18 protein-coding genes are annotated in these 19,678 nt (G+C 52.9%); 9 read left to right on the plus strand and 9 right to left on the minus strand.

Going from position 1 to position 19,678, the window contains the following annotated elements; genetic code table 11:
- Positions 1-64: 64 nt before the first annotated feature.
- Positions 65-994: a formate dehydrogenase accessory protein FdhE gene (fdhE, locus tag OGW13_RS06485; RefSeq protein WP_042998866.1), complete on the plus strand. Its 930-nt coding sequence runs from the start codon at positions 65-67 to the stop codon at positions 992-994.
- A 30-nt stretch (positions 995-1,024) separates the two neighbouring features.
- Here the strand turns inward: fdhE and OGW13_RS06490 are convergent, their stop codons facing one another.
- Together OGW13_RS06490 and OGW13_RS06495 are read right to left on the minus strand one after the other, a co-directional pair.
- On the minus strand, positions 1,025-1,411 hold the full coding sequence (locus tag OGW13_RS06490) for a type II toxin-antitoxin system VapC family toxin (protein ID WP_044328134.1): 387 nt from the start codon (positions 1,409-1,411) through the stop codon (positions 1,025-1,027).
- Positions 1,411-1,653, minus strand: a complete 243-nt coding sequence (locus OGW13_RS06495; RefSeq protein ID WP_161215612.1) for a ribbon-helix-helix domain-containing protein — start codon at positions 1,651-1,653, stop codon at positions 1,411-1,413. The genes OGW13_RS06490 and OGW13_RS06495 overlap by 1 nt, the downstream gene beginning before the upstream one ends.
- 207 nt (positions 1,654-1,860) lie before the next feature.
- On the opposite strand from OGW13_RS06495, the gene OGW13_RS06500 reads away from it, so the two are divergent.
- On the plus strand, positions 1,861-2,787 hold the full coding sequence (locus OGW13_RS06500; protein WP_287115822.1) for an alpha/beta hydrolase: 927 nt from the start codon (positions 1,861-1,863) through the stop codon (positions 2,785-2,787).
- 15 nt (positions 2,788-2,802) lie between these two features.
- On the opposite strand, the gene fabY is transcribed toward OGW13_RS06500, so the two are convergent.
- From fabY to OGW13_RS06535, 7 genes are all read right to left on the minus strand, one after another.
- The gene (fabY, locus tag OGW13_RS06505) at positions 2,803-3,744 is read right to left on the minus strand and encodes a fatty acid biosynthesis protein FabY (protein ID WP_042998862.1); all 942 of its coding nucleotides are present in this window, start codon (positions 3,742-3,744) and stop codon (positions 2,803-2,805) included.
- A 44-nt stretch (positions 3,745-3,788) separates the two neighbouring features.
- Positions 3,789-4,226, minus strand: a complete 438-nt coding sequence (gene dtd / locus OGW13_RS06510) for a D-aminoacyl-tRNA deacylase (protein WP_061075714.1) — start codon at positions 4,224-4,226, stop codon at positions 3,789-3,791.
- Positions 4,223-5,095, minus strand: coding sequence for a virulence factor BrkB family protein (locus OGW13_RS06515; RefSeq protein WP_044257165.1), 873 nt, complete (start codon positions 5,093-5,095; stop codon positions 4,223-4,225). The genes dtd and OGW13_RS06515 overlap by 4 nt, the downstream gene beginning before the upstream one ends.
- On the minus strand, positions 5,089-5,688 hold the full coding sequence (gene yihX, locus OGW13_RS06520) for a glucose-1-phosphatase (protein ID WP_044265152.1): 600 nt from the start codon (positions 5,686-5,688) through the stop codon (positions 5,089-5,091). The genes OGW13_RS06515 and yihX overlap by 7 nt, the downstream gene beginning before the upstream one ends.
- Before the next feature lie 143 nt (positions 5,689-5,831).
- On the minus strand, positions 5,832-8,453 hold the full coding sequence (locus tag OGW13_RS06525) for an autotransporter outer membrane beta-barrel domain-containing protein (RefSeq protein WP_200016097.1): 2,622 nt from the start codon (positions 8,451-8,453) through the stop codon (positions 5,832-5,834).
- Positions 8,454-8,886: 433 nt separating this feature from the next.
- Positions 8,887-9,690, minus strand: a complete 804-nt coding sequence (locus OGW13_RS06530; RefSeq protein ID WP_044265149.1) for a DeoR/GlpR family DNA-binding transcription regulator — start codon at positions 9,688-9,690, stop codon at positions 8,887-8,889.
- A 32-nt stretch (positions 9,691-9,722) separates the two neighbouring features.
- Positions 9,723-10,619, minus strand: coding sequence for a sugar kinase (locus OGW13_RS06535; protein ID WP_044265147.1), 897 nt, complete (start codon positions 10,617-10,619; stop codon positions 9,723-9,725).
- A gap of 166 nt (positions 10,620-10,785) precedes the next feature.
- Here OGW13_RS06535 and yihU point away from each other — a divergent pair, with 166 nt between their 5' ends.
- The 7 genes from yihU to OGW13_RS06570 are packed head-to-tail and all read left to right on the plus strand — an operon-like array spanning position 10,786 to position 19,673.
- Positions 10,786-11,676, plus strand: coding sequence for a sulfolactaldehyde 3-reductase (gene yihU, locus OGW13_RS06540; RefSeq protein ID WP_042998855.1), 891 nt, complete (start codon positions 10,786-10,788; stop codon positions 11,674-11,676).
- A 20-nt stretch (positions 11,677-11,696) separates the two neighbouring features.
- On the plus strand, positions 11,697-12,575 hold the full coding sequence (gene yihT / locus OGW13_RS06545) for a sulfofructosephosphate aldolase (RefSeq protein WP_042998854.1): 879 nt from the start codon (positions 11,697-11,699) through the stop codon (positions 12,573-12,575).
- Between the two features lie 15 nt (positions 12,576-12,590).
- Complete coding sequence (yihS, locus tag OGW13_RS06550; RefSeq protein ID WP_044326763.1) at positions 12,591-13,832, plus strand: sulfoquinovose isomerase; 1,242 nt, start codon at positions 12,591-12,593, stop codon at positions 13,830-13,832.
- 18 nt (positions 13,833-13,850) lie between these two features.
- Complete coding sequence (locus OGW13_RS06555; protein ID WP_042998853.1) at positions 13,851-14,693, plus strand: aldose-1-epimerase; 843 nt, start codon at positions 13,851-13,853, stop codon at positions 14,691-14,693.
- A gap of 49 nt (positions 14,694-14,742) precedes the next feature.
- Positions 14,743-16,779 carry an alpha-glucosidase gene (locus tag OGW13_RS06560; RefSeq protein ID WP_287115827.1) on the plus strand — a complete coding sequence of 679 codons (2,037 nt, stop codon included), beginning with the start codon at positions 14,743-14,745 and terminating at the stop codon, positions 16,777-16,779.
- Between the two features lie 45 nt (positions 16,780-16,824).
- Entirely contained in the window at positions 16,825-18,207 is a 1,383-nt protein-coding gene (locus OGW13_RS06565; RefSeq protein ID WP_287115823.1) for an MFS transporter, read from the plus strand.
- Between the two features lie 44 nt (positions 18,208-18,251).
- Positions 18,252-19,673: an MFS transporter gene (locus OGW13_RS06570; protein ID WP_287115824.1), complete on the plus strand. Its 1,422-nt coding sequence runs from the start codon at positions 18,252-18,254 to the stop codon at positions 19,671-19,673.
- Positions 19,674-19,678: the final 5 nt, after the last annotated feature.

Raw genomic sequence — 19,678 nt, forward strand, 5'->3', positions numbered from 1 at the left:
AATGCCCGCCAATTCACAGAGCGGATTACACCTAGCTAAATCTGCCTAACCAGGAAGTGACTGAATGAGCATTCGTATCATCCCGCAAGATGAGCTGGAAAAGAGCGAGAAACGCGCGACGGATATGATTCCACCGTTATTATTCCCCCGGCTCAAAAATCTGTATAACCGTCGCGCCGAGCGTCTGCGCGAACTGGCTGAGAATAACCCGCTGGGAGATTACCTGCGCTTTGCCGCGCTGATCGCCCATGCCCAGGAAGTGGTGCTGTATGACCATCCGTTGCAGATGGATCTCACTGCACGCATCAAAGAAGCCAACGATCAGGGTAAGCCGCCGCTGGATATCCACGTTCTGCCACGCGATAAGCACTGGCAGAAACTGCTGCACTCGCTGATCGCCGAACTGAAACCGGAGATGAGCGGCCCGGCGCTGGCGGTGATCGAAAATCTGGAAAAAGCCTCCGAACAGGAACTGGAACAGATGGCCAGCGCTCTGTTTGCCTCCGATTTCGCCGCGGTCAGCAGCGATAAGGCCCCGTTCATCTGGGCCGCGCTGTCGCTGTACTGGGCGCAAATGGCCAGCCTTATCCCGGGTAAAGCCCGCGCGGAATACGGCGAACAACGTCAGTACTGCCCGGTGTGCGGCTCGATGCCGGTCTCCAGCATGGTGCAAATTGGCACCACCCAGGGACTGCGCTATCTGCACTGCAACCTTTGTGAAACCGAGTGGCATGTGGTTCGTGTTAAATGCAGCAACTGCGAGCAAAGCCGCGATCTGCACTACTGGTCACTGGACAATGAGCAGGCGGCAATCAAAGCCGAAAGCTGCGGTGACTGTGGAACCTACCTGAAGATCCTCTATCAGGAAAAAGACCCGAAAGTGGAAGCCGTCGCCGACGACCTCGCGTCGCTGGTACTGGACGCGCGCATGGAGCAAGAAGGCTTCGCCCGCAGTTCCATCAACCCGTTCCTGTTCCCGGGAGAAGGGGAGTAAACGCCTTCAACAGGTGATGCCGGACGGTGCTTATCGTCCGGCCTGCAACTGATAAGGCGTAATGACGCCAGGTATCCCCGCGAAATCTCTGGTGTTGCGCGTCACAAGCGCAAACCGATGAATCTGCGCGGTAGCCAGAATGATCGCGTCCGGAAGTTTCATCCCATATTCCTGCCTGAGATTCACGCTTCGCTCAGCAATTTCCTGTGAAACGCCGATGATGTTGAACGCACTCAACGCCACACGTGTACGATATTCCTGATGGTATTTTTTTGCCCCCACCATTACTTCCATCCAGGTAACCAGGCTGATGGCATTCTGCGGCGGATACGCTTCCAGTACATGCTGTGCTTCCTGGTGCCCGCTGAATAAATCAATCAGGATATTGGTATCGAACAGCACGGGTCCCTTTTGCATTACCATTCCTCGCGTAGCGTCCTCTGATACTCAACGCCGTCTTCCTCACAGCCCTGCCAGAGCCCCAGCGCATTGGAAATCGTGGTTTCAGCCTGGCCCTGCCTTTCAAGGTACTGTTCAACCGCTTCGCGCAACAACTCCGCACGCGGCAGGTTGCGCTGCTGCTTGAGATCGTCAAGGCGCTTGATCACCTCATCGGATAAGTCGAGTAATATTCTGCCCATGTCCATTCCAGCCATTATGCTCACATATACCTCCAGTATATCATTGGCGAATAATTTTCAAACAACATACACCGTCAGCAAGCAGAAAAAAAGCGATCTCCGTAGTGACTTTTCCTTTTGCGAGGCGCTTTCCAGAATTTTACTCTGCCCTAAATCCACCATTCTCTTTCATGAAAAACCAGGTTATAACACTGTATATTCATACATATTTCAGGGATTAAGAAAATGGCGCTTGAAAACGGGATTGCACAACGGGTCGAGGAATTTATCGCGGCGGGACGTCCTTCTGTTCGTCGGCAACATATTGATGACCGGAGAGCAGGCTATATCGCCAGTACCGCGCTGGCCGGAAAGACCGAAATGCGCGTAGAGGTCAGCGATGTTGAACTGGAGGGGATGACGCTGCGCGTCGTATCACCGCGCCATGCTTCGGGTGCTCTGCCCTGCGTTATTTACTACCACGGCGGCTGTTTCGTGAGCGGCGGATTTGCCACGCATGATAATCAGTTGCGACAACTGGCGTATACCAGCGGTTGCCGGGTGATTGCCGTACAATACCGCCTCGCACCAGAACACACGTTTCCTGCGGCGCATGACGATGCTGAAAAAGGGGCCAACCTGATCTGGCAATATGCGGAACAGCTTGGCGTTGAACGCCAGCACATCACGCTTGCCGGGGACAGTGCGGGCGGACACCTGGCGCTGGTGACAGCATTGCGCCTGAAGGCAGCAAAGCAATGGCTGCCCGCACAATTGATGCTGATCTACCCGATGCTCGACGCGACCGCGAAATGTGAGAGCTATACCCGCAACGGTCTGGACTACCTCATTACCCGTGACACATTGCTAACCGGGTATGAGATGTATATGCCCCATACCGATCGCCAGCATCCCGAAGCCAGCCCGCTCTGGCGAGATGATCTCAGCGGCTTACCGCCTACGCACATCATCACCGCTGAATTTGATCCGCTGTGCGACGAAGGCGAACTTTTGTATGAGCGACTGACGACCCAACACGTCGACTGCACCTGCCAGCGCTACCTCGGCGTGATTCATGGTTTTTTCCAGCTAGCTGGCGTCAGCCATGCGGCGCGCAGCGCAATGCAGGATATCGCCTGGCGCGTGACTATCCCGTCCGTTAGCGAAGAATAGAGAAGGGAGTTCCCCCTACTCTTCCTCGTTTCCGCCTTCTTCATAGGGACCAAACGGTTTGGCGGGCAGGACGATGTAAATACCTTCAAAAATAGCGCCCGGTGTGTCATTGCCCAGCAGCTCTACCTGCAGTTGAACCCGCGCCTTTTTCCCACGCGCCAGACGGTCAAGATCGCCGCTCAACGAGCCGAGATCGGCAACCGCGGCGGGTCTGCCGCTGATAGGTTTGCTATAGCGGATATGGGCGTCAGCGAGAATGATCGTGCCCCCAAGATGGCGCTCACGCAACATCAGCCAGATAAGCCCCCAGCCGGTCAGCGTAGCCAGCGAAAACAGGCTCCCGGCAAACAGCGTGTGGTGCGGATTTTGATTGCCCGTCTCCGGCATGGTGGTAATAAATTTTTGCCCGGTGTACTGCTGAATACGTACACCCATCTTCTCGCTCAGCGGGATGTGCTCATACCACGCCTGCTGTAGCTGTCCGCACCAGTCGCCGCGATGCAAAATGTCATCGAGCGAGGCAATCGGTTTGATCATCAAAAAGTGGCGAACCGGCGTAGTTTGCGGCGTGGTGATTTCGCCCTGATTGACAAAACCCAGTTTGGCGAAGAATTCGACAGCGTCTTCCCGTGCGCTACAGGTCACTCGTTTGACCCCTTCCTGACGTGCGACGGACTCCAGCGTCATTGCCATCAGCGTTCCCAGCCCCTTTTCCTGCACGGTGGGATCGACAGCCATGAAACGGATGGAAGCCTCATTATCGGCATTGATGTACAACCGCCCGACGGCAACCAGATTGCCCTCTTCATCGACCACCATCTGGTGGTGCGCCATTGCGTCCCAGGCATCACGCTCGGAACCCTTCGGTTGATGCAGCGGCTTGCGCAGCATTTCCCAGCGAAACTGATAGTAACGCTCTAATTCTTCTTCTGTTTGCGGTACTCGAAGGTGATACATAGCGGTACTCTCTCTTGTAACCCGCGGCCACGCCGGAAGCTGATTCATACCTGTAACCAGAACGTCACGGGGCCGTCATTCACCAGCGCAACCTGCATATCCGCAGCGAAGCGACCGGTCTGCGTGTTCATTTCCTGCTGGCGGCAGCGTTCGACGAAATAATCGTACAGGGCCTCCGCCCGCTCCGGCGTCGCCCCTTTAGAGAACCCCGGACGCATGCCGCGTTCGGTATCCGCCGCCAGCGTAAATTGTGAAACCACCAGCACACTCCCGCCCGCCTGTTGCACGTTCAGGTTCATTTTGCCTTCGGCATCGCTAAAAATACGGTAGCCGAGCACACGTTCACACAGGCGATTCGCTTTCTGCTCGTCGTCATCCTTTTCGACACCCAACAACACTAAAAGTCCTGAGCCAATTTCACCCGTCACTTCGTCCTCCACGGTGACGCTGGCACGGGTTACGCGCTGAATTAATGCAATCATGGTTGGTCTGCTTCTTCTTGTTCTGCGGCTTGTTTGAGTTTGCGGTATTCCCCGAGAGTGACAGTTATTTCCGCACCAAGCAAGACGATACACCACGTCCAGTACACCCAGACAAACAAAATGGGTACCACCGCTAACACGCCGTAAATAAGCTGATATGACGGGAACATGGTGATATAAAGCGCGAAACCTTTCTTTCCGGCCTCGAACAGGACCGCAGCGACAAAGGCGCCGACAATCGCATCCCGATTCGGTACGCGCGTGGTCGGCACCACGCTGTAGAGGAGCCAGAATGAGAGCCAGGAGAGGATCAGCGGGAAGAGACGCAGCACATCATCAATCACGGTATTGAGATCGCTGGCCCAGCGTAATGAGAGAAGATAGGAACTGATCGCCAGACTGGCCCCTGCCAGTAATGGTCCCAGCGTCAAAATCATCCAGTACACGGCAAAGGAGTACACTTTTGGCCGCGTGCGCGTGCTGCGCCAGATAGTATTTAGCGCGCTATCAATGGCATACATCAACAGCAGCGCGGTGACGATTAATCCGCAGGCCCCCACCGCCGTCATTTTGTTGGAGTTGGCGACAAACTGCTCAATGTAACGTTGAATCACATCGCCCGTTGCCGGGATAAAGTTGGCAAAAATAAAGTGTCGCAACTGGACGCTGACATCGGAAAACATCGGAAAAGCGGCGAAAAGCGCAAATACAACGGCGATCAGCGGCACTAATGAGAGCAACGAGACGTAGGCAAGATTCCCTGCCAGGGTCGTCATATTGTCCTCATCAATGCGCTTCCAGAGGAGCTTCAGCCAGGCCCAGATCGGTCGGGTATGATGCCTGGCTTTTTGATGCACGGTTTTTAGCATAACAACTTCGCGAAATACTCAGGAATGACGGTTTTATCGGTCACCAGAATGCTGGTTATCCCCAACTGGTTGGCCCCTTCTATATTATCGATGTTGTCGTCAAAAAAGACCGTGTCGCTCGCTGAAAAACCCTCTTGCTGTAACACATGCTGATAAATCCGTGTCTCCGGCTTGCGCATCCCCAGATCCTGCGACAAATAAATATGGTCCGCCGCCTGGCGAATTTCTGGATATTCCTCTGGCCAGAACGTCGTATGCAGCCGGTTGGTGTTCGACAGGACGACCACGCGATGCCCCTGCTCACGCAGTTTCTGCATGATATCGATAACCTCAGGCCGTAGCGCGACAAAAACGGCCTGCCAGCCATGGGAAAACTGTTCGTAGCTCAGCGACAGATCCATCTCATGACAAAGGGCCTCGGCAAATGCTTCATCGGTGATTTCTCCCCGTTCGTGCTGATGGAAGGCCTCACCCATCGTAAAGCTCTGCTTTAACGACGCCAGCGGCACACGGCTCAGATCGCTCCAGGTACCTAATACGCGGTTGAAGTCGATATCGACAATCACATTACCTAAATCAAAGATATAGAGCATGTCCCTTCTCCTTACTTGCCGTGGATGAATAACTGTAGCGGGAAAGGGGCGTTTTGACTATGTACCCGTCAGGGAAAGATGAAGGAAAAAAAGGCGATGCCCTGAGAGCATCGCCTTGTTCTGGTGTGATATTTCTCGGTTTCTTAGAAGCTGTATTTCACCCCGAGCATCGCAGAGGTATCGCTGTAGCTGTTGTCGCCCATTTGCTGCGCCACGTTACCCCACACCTGCAGACGCGGGTTGATTTGCCCTTCAATACCCACTTTCAGCTCACCAATGTTACGTGTCCCGCTGATGTCATCCTTGATGGAGCCCATCTGTACGGTCTGGTTATTGGTGTTGTGGATCCAGTTCGCTTCAATGAACGGCTGGAAATCACGGCCTTTATCGGTATCTTTCTCCGCATGACCTTTCAGGTAAGCACGGACGCCGAGGCGAGTCATCAGGTTGCCGTCAGTTTTGTCTTTAACCACCGTCCCGTTGTGCTCACGGTGTGAATCGGCCTGCACGTCCATCCAGATAACCTGCGCTTTCGGTTGGATCCAGTAGGTTTTATTTTCACTTTCCCCGACCAGGAAGCTATAACCGCCTTCAACAGACGCCGTGATACCATCGGATTTGTAGTTTTCGCTGGCCAGATGTTCGCCACTAACGGTGTTATCAAACCAGTTATACAGTACCCAGCTATCCAGATAGGTCCCGGTCTTATCCGCTTCATTGGCATACCAGGTGGCATACAGACCGACGCTGTAACCATCTACCTGTCCACGAGACGAATAGCCAGTGTAACTGTTACGGGTTTTACTTTTCTGGTTGGCATAACCCGCCATGGCACCCAGATGCCAGCGATCGAGGCCGTCGCTGCTCCACTGCGCCAGGTCGCCGCCTAACTGCAAAACATAACGGTTAGCGTTGGTTTTCAACTGCCCGCTGCCGTCAGTAAAGCGATTATGGCCCCCTACGTTACGCATCCACATACTGGTGACTTTTTCTTCGCCAGTCAGCATATCGGTATACTGAGTTTCACCCAGACGGTCATGCAGACGGGTGATAAACATCGTATTGGCCGCATAGTTGTTCGCCAGATAACTCCCGAATTCAGGGCGATACTGGTGCTCGACGGGACCCGGATATACTGGCGGTCCTGGAGGATCAGTTGGGTCTGGCTGCGCGGGATCGGGATCCGGCTCAGTCGGTGGTGGCGGAGGCGGCTCCACTGGCGGCGGATCCACCGGTGACAGCTCGCTGGTCAGATACCAGTCACTGGCTTTTTTCACCACGTCATAGTCGTACGCACCGGCGACGATACGCCCTGATTTGGTAAAGGTACCGTCAGAGTTTCCGGCAACCTCAACAATTTTAATCCCATCGACGGTCAGTTCACCCACACCACCAATGTTGTTGATCCCCACTTTGGTATTACCGGAGGTATCGCCATTCACTTTCAGCATGTCAGTTAATGAACCGTCACCTTCCAGTACGGTATTCAGCACTAACAGCGCGTTGGTCCCGATGTAGTTTCCTATCACAGTCAATGTTTTGAAGGTTCCCGCATCATCGCGAGACACGCCGTCAGGACTGTAGCGCAGCGTCGCCTGATCCAGCGTCAGATTAGAGACCACGGAATTTCCAGTCATCGTCCATTCGCTGCTGGCGCCCTTCATACTCAAATCCAGCGAGCCGTGGTAGGTTGCATTACTATTCTCTTGTGAGGAATCGGCTTTGCCTACAAAGCGGCTTCCATCTTCCATACGCAGATCCATGGTGCCGCCATAATAAGCACGTAAATTGCCTTCAATGTCGTACACACCTGAGTCAGCCGTATCGGTAGCGTAATCCCATGAACGAATGACGGCCTGCGAACCATATGCGTAAATGGCATAAGCGCCACTGTCAGTTACCTGAATTTTCGTGTCGCCACCCAGGTTCACCGTTGCGGACTCAGTAGATGAAGACGCATAAACGCCGTGCGCAGTGACACCAGAGGTTTTTAAATCAACGTTATTTAGGTTTATGGTTCCTTTACGCCCCACATACACTGCATGTGCATTTCGACCTGACGTCGTGACTGACGTCGCGCCATTGAGCGTAATATCCGCATTTCCTCTTGCCGTTCCTGTCAGTTGTGCAGGATCTCTACCTGCATAAATACCATAACCTGTATTCATGCTTCCGGGACCACGAGTAACAATATCCGTATTCCCATGAATAATTATGGATGACTGGGCATTGTCTTTATTCGCCGATGCGTTAGCACGTAACCCCATTCCATTTTCAGCATCAACGGTCACGTCGCCATTGACTTCAACGATTGAATAATCCGCCTGGAGTTCACGACCGATATTTATACCATCAGCGCTACTTCCTGTTGCGGTGATGTAAATATTATCGGCAATCAGCTTGCCCCCAGCATTTTTAGAATGGATTCCATCTGCTGCAGTGCCTGTGGTATTGATAACCAGATTTTTGAACTTATAACCAATATTATCAATATAGACACCCCAACCTGTTAGGCCAGCAGTAGTACCTTCTGAAGTTGTATCAATACGCACTTCATCAAAACCACTGTAATCCCTTGCCGACCCGCCAAGTGGATTGCCGTAGTGATAGATTGTGGTGTTATCGCAAAAGAGTTGAGCAGTGGTGGTGTAACCGCATGCCGCAGCGACTTGCCCGCTAAATCCTCCGAGCGCCAGCGCACTGGCGATACAGAGTGCCAATTTCCCCGGTGAGGGTGGTTTGCATTTCATTTTTTGTGTTTTCATAGGAATACCTTTTCCGTACTACTCTTTTTTCGGATAAGAGCATAAAAGACGCAGTAAAAATTAATTAAAAGGCAAAGCGGGTCCGTTCATCTTTAAAACCTTAAAGATTCACTTACCTTAAAATTATAAATCTTTCCTTTTGCGCGATTAATACAGTTATTCAAAGGTTATGTCAACGGGGGTTGAACTGACGAAAAAGCAAAAATAATAAAATGACATCCATTTATTTATATTATTCCTGGGTGTTTTTTTAATGAATAAAAAGAGTGCGTAACGAGGGTAAAAAAAGCTTACGAATCAATGCGCATTAAAAGCACAATTTGATACTTCATGCGAGTTTTAGGATTTTTATACATAATACCAGGACGTTTAACTATTTATATTTTTTGTGATAAGAACCGCCTGAACGGCGGTTTATTTTGAAAGGAGTCTGTTACGAAGAAACGCCATCATCCTGGTCTGGGCTCACCTGAACGATTTCAACCTGATGAGTCTGAAGAAGCGTATGCAGAGCCGGGCCAGGGAGTTCATCAGTAAACAACGCGGTTACCGCAGAAACATTGCCAATTTCTACCGCCGCCGAGGCGTGGTATTTCGTATGATCGGCAGCAAGCAGAATATGGCGGGAGTGAGCCATCATCGTCTTCACCACACTGGCCTCATTGACGTCAAATTCCAGCATCGCGCCATCGCTTTCAATCGCCCCGACGCTGGTGACGAGGTAGTCCGCCCGGAAATCAGCGACAAACGCAGTCGCAGAAGGGCCAATAATCCCGCTGTTATGTGGACGCAGCGTTCCACCGGGGACCATCACTTCGAAACGGGGATTGTTATAGAGAATATGCGCAACCCGAAGGCTGTTGGTGATGATGCGCAGATGATTGTGGTTCAACAACGCCCGCGCCACTTGCTCTACGGTAGTACCAATGGTGATGAACACCGTTGAACCATCTGGAATGTAGTCCGCCACCGCTTCCGCGATGGCTTTTTTCTCTTGCGTCCACGAGACTTCACGTTGCTCAAAGGCAGTGTTAACCACGCTGGACGCGCGGCCAGCGCCACCGTGATGACGGGTAATCAGCCCCTGTTCGCTTAATTTACGGATATCACGGCGCACCGTCTGCGTAGAGACATCCAGTAAACCCGCCAGTTCGTCAATGTTCATATACCCACGCTCACCAACGAGCGATAGCAATTGATCATGCCGTGGGTTACCGGTCAGTTCGGTAAAACTCATGAAAATTCCTCGAAAAACCATTGCCCTGCATTTTATACAAAAAGTGACAGAAAAGATCGGGTTTGATCACAGTCAGGAATTCCCGCACGCCCACCTGGTCGGGTACACTTCAGTGCCGCCACCCCACTGGCGAACCTGACCGCGTCTTTCAGTTCGCTTCCTGATGCGAGGCTGAATGCCAGCGCACCGTGGAAAACGTCGCCTGCCCCGGTTGTATCCACCACATCCACTGCAAAACCGGCCTGGTGTTGCAGCGTGCCATTTTCTATCCAGTCACACCCTTCACTACCTTGCGTGACGTAGACATGTCCATTTGTGAGCGTTTGTGATTGTTTCAACGCATTGGCGGTCTCATTGATGCCCGTCAGGCGCGCCAGACCCGGGGCCGAAAACACAGCATGATCGCTTAAGGCCACCAGCTCGCTGATGTCCTGAGGCGTCACATCACCATCCAGCAGCGTCTCCACGCCCGCCTGATGCGCCAGCGTAAAGGCCTGCTTTGCCCCTTCATGCCAGCGAACGTCCGCCAGTACGATATCCCACTGGGAAAAGTCGATGTCATTGAGCCAGTCGGCCTCCGCCGGCAAATCGGGGCTCGGGAAATTGACGATAATCCGCTCCCCTTGAGCATCAACCATGATAGCCGATTGCGACGACTTTGCCCCCGCATAGCGCCGGGTGTAACGGGTATTGACCCCCAGAGATTCCAGCTCCGCCAACAGGTGTTTTCCGGTGTCGTCATCGCCCACACGGCCAATAAAGTTTACCTGTGCCCCTAACTTCGCCGCTGCCACTGCGGCAGTGGCGGCTGGTCCACCGCCCACCTCGGTATAACGACGCGCCACATATTTACCGCCTACAGCCGGTAACGTTTCTACGTAATAGATGCGATCCAGCACGGTAATACCTACACAAGCAATACGAATCATGGTCGTTCCTTAAGCATTTCGGGATGAGATTATTTTAATTCCACAAAATGTTTAAAAAGTGACGGCTGTCAATTTTTTGACCATAAATTACAAATACGATCAAAAACAGACAGAAACAACCGGTCATAATTGACAAAAAATGACACCACCGTCTCAGGAGAACGATATGGCAGTCATCGCATTTATCGGATTAGGACAGATGGGCGCCCCAATGGCGAGCAACTTACTCAAACAGGGTCACCAACTTAGCGTTTTTGACGTTAACCCCGATGCCGTCCAACGTCTGGTCGAAAAAGGGGCACAACCAGCCCGCTCTCCAGCACAGGCCGCAGAAGGCGCTGAGTTTGTCATCACTATGCTGCCCAACGGCGATCTGGTGCGCAGCGTATTATTGGGCGAAAAAGGCGTTTGCGAACGCCTCTCCCCACAAGCGCTGGTGATCGATATGTCAACCATCCATCCCTTGCAGACTGACAAGCTGATCGCCGACCTTCGCGTTAAAGGCTTCGCCATGATGGATGTCCCGGTCGGGAGAACCTCGGATCACGCCGTTGCCGGTACATTGCTGTTGCTGGCGGGCGGCACACCGGACCAGGTCGAGCGCGCCACACCGGTACTGATGGCAATGGGGAATGAGTTGATTAACGCCGGCGGCCCAGGAATGGGGATCCGCGTGAAGTTGATTAACAACTACATGAGCATTGCGCTGAATGCCCTGTCAGCCGAAGCCGCCGTGCTGTGTGAAGCGCTGGGTCTCTCCTTCGATGTCGCGCTACAGGTCATGAGCGGGACACCCGCAGGTAAAGGTCACTTCACCACCTCGTGGCCGAACAAAGTGCTGAAAGGCGATCTTTCCCCGGCCTTCATGATCGACCTGGCCCACAAAGATCTCGGCATCGCGCTGGATGTCGCCAACCAGCTGCACGTTCCTATGCCGCTCGGCGCGGCGTCCAGGGAAGTTTATAACCAGGCACGAGCCGCTGGCCGTGGGCGGGAAGACTGGACCGCCATTCTTGAACAGGTTCGCACTTCTGCCGGACTGAAAAACCACCATTGACAGGTAAAAAGGACTGAAGAATGACCACGTACACCCTGAAAGATATCACCAGACCTTCCGGCGGTTTCGCCATGCTGGCCGTTGACCAGCGTGAAGCAATGCGCCTGATGTTTGCCGCCGCAGGCACGCCAACGCCGGTCACCGATCAGCATCTCACGGATTTTAAAGTCAATGCTGCAAAAATTCTCTCGCCGTATGCCTCCGCGATCCTGCTTGACCAACAGTTTTGCTACCGCCAGGCGGTAGAGCAGAACGCCGTTGCCAAAAGCTGCGCCATGATTGTCGCCGCCGACGCCTTCATCCCGGGTAATGGCATCCCCGTCGACAGCGTAGTGATTGATAAAACCATCAATCCTCAGGCCGTCAAGCAGGATGGCGCGAAAGCCTTAAAACTGCTGGTGCTCTGGCGCAGTGATGAAGATGCGCAGCAACGTCTTGAAATGGTGAAAGAATTTAATACGTTGTGCCATAGCCAGGGTCTATTGAGCATCATCGAACCGGTAGTCCGTCCGCCGCGTCGCGGCGATCAATTCGATCGCGAACAGGCGATTATCGATGCCGCCAAAGAACTGGGCGACAGCGGCGCCGATCTCTATAAGGTCGAAATGCCGCTGCAGGGTAAAGGCACGCAGCAAGCCCTGCTCAGCGCGTCTCAACACCTGAACGAACACATCAATATGCCGTGGGTCATTCTCTCTTCCGGCGTTGATGAAAAGCTGTTTCCACGCGCGGTCAGCGTTGCAATGAGTGCTGGCGCTTCTGGCTTCCTGGCCGGTCGTGCGGTCTGGTCATCGGTGATTGGCCTGCCGGACAGCGAGATGATGCTGCGTGATGTGTCTGCACCTAAATTGCAACGCTTAGGTGAAATTGTCGATGAAATGATGGCCCGCCGCCGTTAATACGAGGATCAAAGCATGAAATGGTTTAACACCATGAGCCACAACCGCTGGCTGGAGCAAGAAACCGATCGCATCTTCAATTTTGGTAAGAACGCGGCGGTGCCAACCGGATTCGGCTGGCTGGGTAATAAAGGACAGATCAAAGAAGAGATGGGCACGCACCTGTGGATCACCGCCCGCATGCTGCACGTCTATTCCGTCGCCGCAGCGATGGGCAGACCGGGCGCTTACAGCCTGGTTGATCACGGTATTAAGGCCATGAACGGCGCGCTGCGGGATAAAAAATACGGTGGCTGGTACGCCTGCGTGAATGATGAAGGCGTGGTAGATGCCTCCAAACAGGGATACCAACACTTTTTTGCACTGCTGGGCGCTGCCAGCGCGGTCACCACCGGACACCCTGAGGCCAGGAAACTGCTCGATTACACCATTGAAGTCATTGAGAAATACTTCTGGAGTGAAGAAGAGCAAATGTGTCTGGAATCCTGGGATGAAGCGTTTAGCAAAACCGAAGACTATCGCGGCGGCAATGCCAATATGCACGCCGTGGAAGCCTTCCTGATTGTTTACGACGTCACCCATGACAAAAAATGGCTGGATCGTGCGATCCACATCGCCTCGGTCATCATTCACGATGTCGCCCGCAAAGGGGAATACCGGGTCAATGAGCATTTCGACGTGAACTGGAACCCGGTCCGCGACTACAACAAAGACAACCCCGCCCACCGTTTCCGCGCCTATGGCGGCACGCCAGGCCACTGGATTGAGTGGGGCCGTCTGATGCTGCATATCCACGCCGCGTTAGAAGCGAGAAGCGAACAACCGCCCGCCTGGTTACTGGAAGACGCAAAAGGTCTTTTCCACGCCACCATTCGTGATGCCTGGGCGCCCGACGGCGCTGACGGCATCGTGTACACCGTTGACTGGGATGGCAAACCCATTGTTCGTGAACGGGTGCGCTGGCCGATTGTAGAAGCAATGGGTACCGCCTATGCGCTATATACGGTCACGGGCGATCGCCAGTACGAAACCTGGTATCAGACCTGGTGGGAATACTGCATTAAGTACCTGATGGATTACGAAAATGGTTCCTGGTGGCAGGAGCTGGATGCGGACAACAAGGTCACAACCCGGGTATGGGACGGTAAACAGGATATTTATCACCTGTTGCACTGTCTGGTTATCCCACGTTTACCGCTGGCACCGGGCCTTGCTCCTGCGGTTGCTGCCGGTCTTCTGGATATCAACGCCAGGTAAGCAACGAGGATAGCAGCCATGCATAGCGGTGGAAAAACACTTCATCTTCAGGCCGGGCACTACTGCGCGAAAATAGTCACCGTTGGCGCCGGATTAGCAGAATTGACGCACCGTGGGCGTCACGTCGTTATTCCCCATAAGCCGGAAGAGATACCGTTGGCACATTTGGGAAAAGTGCTAATACCCTGGCCAAATCGCGTGGCAAAAGGCTGCTATCAACATAACGGCAAGCGCTTCCAGCTTGCCATTAACGATCCGGTTACGCATAGCGCTATTCATGGATTACTGGCCTGGCGGGACTGGCAGATTAATCAGCAGTCTAAAACGGAAGCGTCACTGACGATTTTTCTGCCGCCTTCTTATGGTTATCCCTTTGCGCTGGTTTCAGAGGTGATTTATCGACTGGAGGAAACACACGGGCTGCATGTCTTTATTCGTACGCAGAATCTGAGTGACGAAATCGCACCGTATGGTGCCGGAGCCCATCCCTATTTGACCTGCAATCTGCACCCCATTGATGGTTGTGAATTGACGCTTCCTGCGAGTGAAGAAACAGGTAGTGAACGGGATTTCACAACGCCGCGACGCATTGCAGGAACCTCTATCGATCATACATTCAGGGTCTTAACACCTGAGGTTGAGTGGGAAGTCAGGATGACCTGTGCCTCACAAAACATAACGACTTTTTTACGCAGCCATCAACCCTGGCTGCAGGTATATACCGGCGAGAAATTAGCAAGGCGTGGTCTTGCAGTGGAACCGATGACCTGCCCACCCGATGCCTTTAACTCCGGAACAGGCCTGATTTATCTCGCGCCAGGAGAAACACATCAGATGCATTTTCTCATCGGCAGCGAATAAAAGATTTCCGACAAATTACCGAATTACCCTATTTATTACGGAGACGATGATGAATTCGTTACAACAACGGTCAACCCCATTAGAGCTGACGACGTTACAGAATGGATTTACGCTTACGTACCACCAGCGATTAATTTTACGTCACAGCGAAGCAGCTCCCTGTCTGTGGGTTGGTGCTGGCGTCGCCGATATCGACATGTTTCGTGGCAACTTCAGCATTAAAGACAAACTTAACGAGAAAATTGCCCTGACCGATGCCACTGTCAGTGAATCAGCCGACGGCTGGCGAGTACGCTTTAGTCGTGGTGATGCCGTCACGGCGACGCTACGCATCTCCACCGATGAAGCGGGTCGTTTGCAACTGGATCTGCACAATGACGATCCCGACCATAACCGTATCTGGCTGAGACTGGCGGCTAACCCGAATGACCATATCTACGGTTGCGGCGAGCAGTTCTCTTACTTCGATCTGCGTGGCAAACCGTTTCCACTGTGGACCAGCGAACAGGGGGTGGGCCGTAACAAAACCAGCTACGTCACCTGGCAGGCCGACTGCAAAGAGAATGCAGGCGGCGACTACTACTGGACCTTCTTCCCACAACCCACGTTTGTCAGTACGCAGAAGTATTACTGCCACGTTGATAACAGTTGCTACATGAATTTTGACTTCAGCGCGCCGGATTATCACGAACTGGCGCTGTGGGAGGAGAAAACCACCCTGCGTATTGAATGCGCCGACACCTATATCGCGCTGCTGGAAAAACTGACCGCGCTGTTAGGTCGTCAACCCGAGTTACCAGACTGGATTTATGATGGCGTCACACTGGGCATTCAGGGCGGCACCGACGTTTGCCAGAAAAAACTGGATACGATGCGCCGTGCTGGCGTGAAGGTAAACGGCATCTGGGCGCAGGACTGGTCCGGGATCCGCATGACTTCATTCGGTAAGCGCGTGATGTGGAACTGGAAATGGAACAGCGACAACTATCCACAACTGGACAGCCGTATCAAACAGTGGAATGCCGAAGGCGTGAAATTCCTTTCATATATCAACCCGTATGTCGCCAGCGATAAAGACCTGTGCGCCGAAGCGGCAAAGCACGGCTATCTGGCAAAAGATATGTCAGGTAATGATTACCTTGTTGAATTTGGTGAGTTTTACGGCGGCGTGGTTGATTTGACCAACCCGGCGGCCTACGACTGGTTCAAAGACGTCATCAAGAAAAATATGATCGCACTCGGCTGCGGCGGCTGGATGGCGGACTTTGGCGAATATCTGCCGACCGACACGGTTCTGCATAACGGCGTCAGCGCGGAGATCATGCATAACGCCTGGCCTGCGCTGTGGGCAAAATGTAACTACGAGGCATTACAGGAAACCGGCAAACTCGGCGAGATCCTGTTCTTTATGCGCGCAGGCTATACCGGCAGTCAGAAATACTCGACCATGATGTGGGCGGGTGACCAGAACGTGGACTGGAGTCTGGACGATGGACTCGCCTCCGTTATTCCCGCTGCCCTGTCGCTGGCTATGAGCGGTCACGGCCTGCACCACAGCGATATTGGCGGCTATACCACCCTGTTTGAGATGAAACGCAGCAAAGAGTTGCTGCTGCGCTGGTGTGATTTCAATGCTTTCACGCCCATGATGCGCACCCACGAAGGTAACCGTCCCGGTGATAACTGGCAGTTTGACAGCGATGAGGAAACCATCGCCCATTTCGCCAGAATGACGACCGTGTTTACGACGTTGAAGCCGTACCTTAAGCAAGCCGTCGCGCAAAACGCCGCAACTGGCTTGCCAGTTATGCGTCCGTTGTTCCTGCATTACGAAAACGATGCGCGCACCTACACCCTGAAATACCAGTACCTGCTGGGGCAAGACCTGCTGGTCGCTCCGGTACATGAGCAGGGCCGCTGCGACTGGACGCTGTATCTGCCGGAGGATCATTGGGTGAATCTCTGGACAGGTGAAACGCAAAGTGGCGGCGAGGTAACCGTGGATGCGCCATTAGGTAAACCGCCAGTCTTTTATCGCGCGAAAAGTGAGTGGGCGTCGCTGTTTGCATCTTTACGCCACTTCTAATAAGGCTCGCCCATGGGAAAACTCATGGGCAAATGAGGGATAATCATGAGTCAAAACATAACCAACCCGGCAACCCTACGCTTGCCCTTTAAGGAAAAACTCGCCTACGGAATGGGTGATTTAGGTTCCAATATTCTTCTGGATATCGGTACGCTCTATTTACTGAAGTTTTATACCGATGTTCTCGGTTTACCGGGCACCTATGGCGGTATCATTTTTCTTATTGCCAAGTTTTTTACCGCGTTTACCGATATGGGAACCGGTATTATGCTCGATTCACGGCGTAAAATCGGTCCAAAAGGTAAATTCCGTCCTTTTGTTATGTACGCTGCGTTTCCGGTGACCCTGCTGGCTATCGCTAACTTTGTCGGTACACCGTTTGAAATCACCGGAAAAACGGTCATGGCGACCGTCCTGTTTATGCTCTACGGGCTGTTCTTCAGCATGATGAACTGTTCCTATGGCGCAATGGTGCCCGCCATCACCAAAAACCCGGACGAACGCGCCTCGCTCGCCGCCTGGCGGCAGGGTGGCGCGACGCTTGGCCTGCTGCTGTGCACCGTCGGTTTTGTGCCGGTCATGAACCTGATCGAAGGCAATTCGCAACTGGGGTATATCTTCGCCGCGACGCTGTTCTCGCTGTTCGGGTTGTTCTTTATGTGGTGCTGCTATGCCGGGGTGAAAGAGCGCTATGTCGAAATGAAACCTGTCGACGCGGCGCAAAAACCGGGATTATTGCAGTCCTTTCGCGCCATCGCCGGTAACCGTCCGCTTTTCATCCTGTGTATTGCCAATCTCTGCACGCTCGGCGCATTTAACGTCAAGCTGGCGATCCAGGTTTATTACACCCAGTACGTGCTGAACGATCCGATTTTGCTGTCGTGGATGGGCTTTTTCAGCATGGGCTGTATCTTCATCGGCGTCTTTTTAATGCCGGGGATGGTGCGTCGCTTTGGCAAGAAAAAGGTCTATATCGGTGGCCTGCTGATCTGGGTTGCAGGCGATCTCCTCAACTACCTCTTCGGCGGAGGCTCGGTCAGTTTTGTCGCGTTCTCCTGCCTGGCATTCTTCGGCTCTGCGTTTGTGAACAGCCTGAACTGGGCGCTGGTTTCCGACACGGTGGAATACGGCGAATGGCGAACTGGCGTGCGTTCTGAAGGGACGGTTTACACCGGTTTTACGTTCTTCCGTAAGGTTTCACAGGCGCTGGCCGGCTTCTTCCCGGGATGGATGCTGACCCAAATTGGCTATGTGCCTAACGTGGTGCAATCGGCGGGAACGGTCGAGGGGTTACGGCAGCTGATCTTTATTTATCCCTGTGCGCTGGCGGTCGTCACCATCATTGCAATGGGCTGTTTCTACAACCTCAACGAAAAAATGTATATCCGTATCGTTGGCGAAATCGAAGCCCGTAAACAAACGATTTAAAACAATAATATCCAACGCCCTACGGGGCGTTATGAGAGGCGATTATGTCTGACCATGATCCGCTAACGCTGAAACTGAGCCTGCGTGAGAAGTGCGCCTACGGCATAGGTGATTTCGGCTCAAACCTGATGCTGTGTATCGGGACGCTGTATCTGCTTAAGTTTTATACCGATGTGCTGGGGATGCCTGCGTATTACGGCGGCATAATCTTCCTGGTGGCGAAGTTCTTTACTGCCTTTACCGATATATTAACCGGTGTATTGCTGGATTCACGCCGTAATATTGGTGTAATGGGTAAATTCCGCCCCTTCATACTTTATGCCTCTTTTCCCGTGGCGCTGGTTGCCAGCGCGCAGTTCTTTGCCACGGACTTTACCTTAACGGTGAAGACGACGCTGGCCACCCTCCTGTTTATGCTGTTTGGTTTGTTTTATAGCCTTATGAACTGCTCTTATGGTGCAATGGTGCCAGCTATCACCAAAAACCCGCACGAACGCGCCCAGCTTGCCGCCTGGCGCCAGGGCGGCGCAACCATTGGTCTGCTGCTGTGTACCGTCGGCTTTATGCCGATTCAGGCGTTGTTTACCCGTTCGCCATCGTTGGGCTATTTAATTGCCGCGCTGATTTTCTCCGTGTGCGGACTGTTCAGTATGTGGTGGTGTTTCCGTGGCGTTAAGGAACGTTACATCGAAATCGTGCCAGATCACCATAAGCCTGGCATTCTCAAGTCGTTCTGCGCCATTTTCCGCAACCCACCTCTGTTAGTGCTGTGTATTGCCAATCTGTGTACGCTGGCAGCGTTCAACATCAAACTGGCGATCCAGGTCTATTACACACAGTACGTTCTGAACGATATCCATTTGCTCTCATGGATGGGCTTCTTCAGCATGGGGTGCATTCTGGCAGGTGTACTGTTAGTACCCATGACCGTAAGGCGTTTCGGTAAAAAACAGATTTATCTCGGAGGGCTAACACTCTGGGCAGTTGGGGATATCCTGAATTTCTTTTGGGGCGGAACCTCCTTTTTATTCGTCACCTTTTCTTGTGTAGCCTTCTTCGGTACCGCCTTCGTGAACAGCCTGAACTGGGCGCTGGTGCCGGATACCGTGGATTACGGCGAATGGAAAACGGGGATTCGCGCAGAAGGTTCCGTCTATACCGGATATACCTTTTCGCGCAAGATTTCCGCTGCGCTGGCGGGGTTCCTGCCCGGAATGATGTTGACCCAGATTGGTTATATCCCCAACATCGCGCAAAGCGACGCGACCTTACTGGGATTACGCCAGTTAATTTTTCTCTGGCCCTGTGGTCTGGCGATTATTGCTGCACTGACCATGGGTTTCTTTTATAAGCTTAACGAAGCGCGTTTTGCTTTCATTATCGAGGAAATAAATCAACGAAAAAAGAGCACCATTCGTTCTGACGTAAACAATAACAATAAAAACATCGCTACGGTAAATCTTTAAACAAA

The organism is Citrobacter sp. Ca225 (assembly GCF_030337175.1).
GTDB lineage: Bacteria > Pseudomonadota > Gammaproteobacteria > Enterobacterales > Enterobacteriaceae > Citrobacter_A > Citrobacter_A amalonaticus.

What these genes read in the sequence shown, in the direction of transcription:
- OGW13_RS06560 (WP_287115827.1), top strand. Translation starts at nt 14,743, where the DNA reads ATGAATTCGTTACAACAACGGTCAACCCCATTAGAGCTGACGACGTTA.
- OGW13_RS06515 (WP_044257165.1), bottom strand. Translation starts at nt 5,095, where the DNA reads ATGCTAAAAACCGTGCATCAAAAAGCCAGGCATCATACCCGACCGATC.
- OGW13_RS06530 (WP_044265149.1), bottom strand. Translation starts at nt 9,690, where the DNA reads ATGAGTTTTACCGAACTGACCGGTAACCCACGGCATGATCAATTGCTA.
- yihU (WP_042998855.1), top strand. Translation starts at nt 10,786, where the DNA reads ATGGCAGTCATCGCATTTATCGGATTAGGACAGATGGGCGCCCCAATG.
- yihS (WP_044326763.1), top strand. Translation starts at nt 12,591, where the DNA reads ATGAAATGGTTTAACACCATGAGCCACAACCGCTGGCTGGAGCAAGAA.
- OGW13_RS06535 (WP_044265147.1), bottom strand. Translation starts at nt 10,619, where the DNA reads ATGATTCGTATTGCTTGTGTAGGTATTACCGTGCTGGATCGCATCTAT.
- OGW13_RS06525 (WP_200016097.1), bottom strand. Translation starts at nt 8,453, where the DNA reads ATGAAAACACAAAAAATGAAATGCAAACCACCCTCACCGGGGAAATTG.
- fabY (WP_042998862.1), bottom strand. Translation starts at nt 3,744, where the DNA reads ATGTATCACCTTCGAGTACCGCAAACAGAAGAAGAATTAGAGCGTTAC.
- fdhE (WP_042998866.1), top strand. Translation starts at nt 65, where the DNA reads ATGAGCATTCGTATCATCCCGCAAGATGAGCTGGAAAAGAGCGAGAAA.
- yihX (WP_044265152.1), bottom strand. Translation starts at nt 5,688, where the DNA reads ATGCTCTATATCTTTGATTTAGGTAATGTGATTGTCGATATCGACTTC.
- OGW13_RS06570 (WP_287115824.1), top strand. Translation starts at nt 18,252, where the DNA reads ATGTCTGACCATGATCCGCTAACGCTGAAACTGAGCCTGCGTGAGAAG.
- OGW13_RS06500 (WP_287115822.1), top strand. Translation starts at nt 1,861, where the DNA reads ATGGCGCTTGAAAACGGGATTGCACAACGGGTCGAGGAATTTATCGCG.
- OGW13_RS06565 (WP_287115823.1), top strand. Translation starts at nt 16,825, where the DNA reads ATGAGTCAAAACATAACCAACCCGGCAACCCTACGCTTGCCCTTTAAG.
- OGW13_RS06490 (WP_044328134.1), bottom strand. Translation starts at nt 1,411, where the DNA reads ATGCAAAAGGGACCCGTGCTGTTCGATACCAATATCCTGATTGATTTA.
- yihT (WP_042998854.1), top strand. Translation starts at nt 11,697, where the DNA reads ATGACCACGTACACCCTGAAAGATATCACCAGACCTTCCGGCGGTTTC.
- dtd (WP_061075714.1), bottom strand. Translation starts at nt 4,226, where the DNA reads ATGATTGCATTAATTCAGCGCGTAACCCGTGCCAGCGTCACCGTGGAG.
- OGW13_RS06555 (WP_042998853.1), top strand. Translation starts at nt 13,851, where the DNA reads ATGCATAGCGGTGGAAAAACACTTCATCTTCAGGCCGGGCACTACTGC.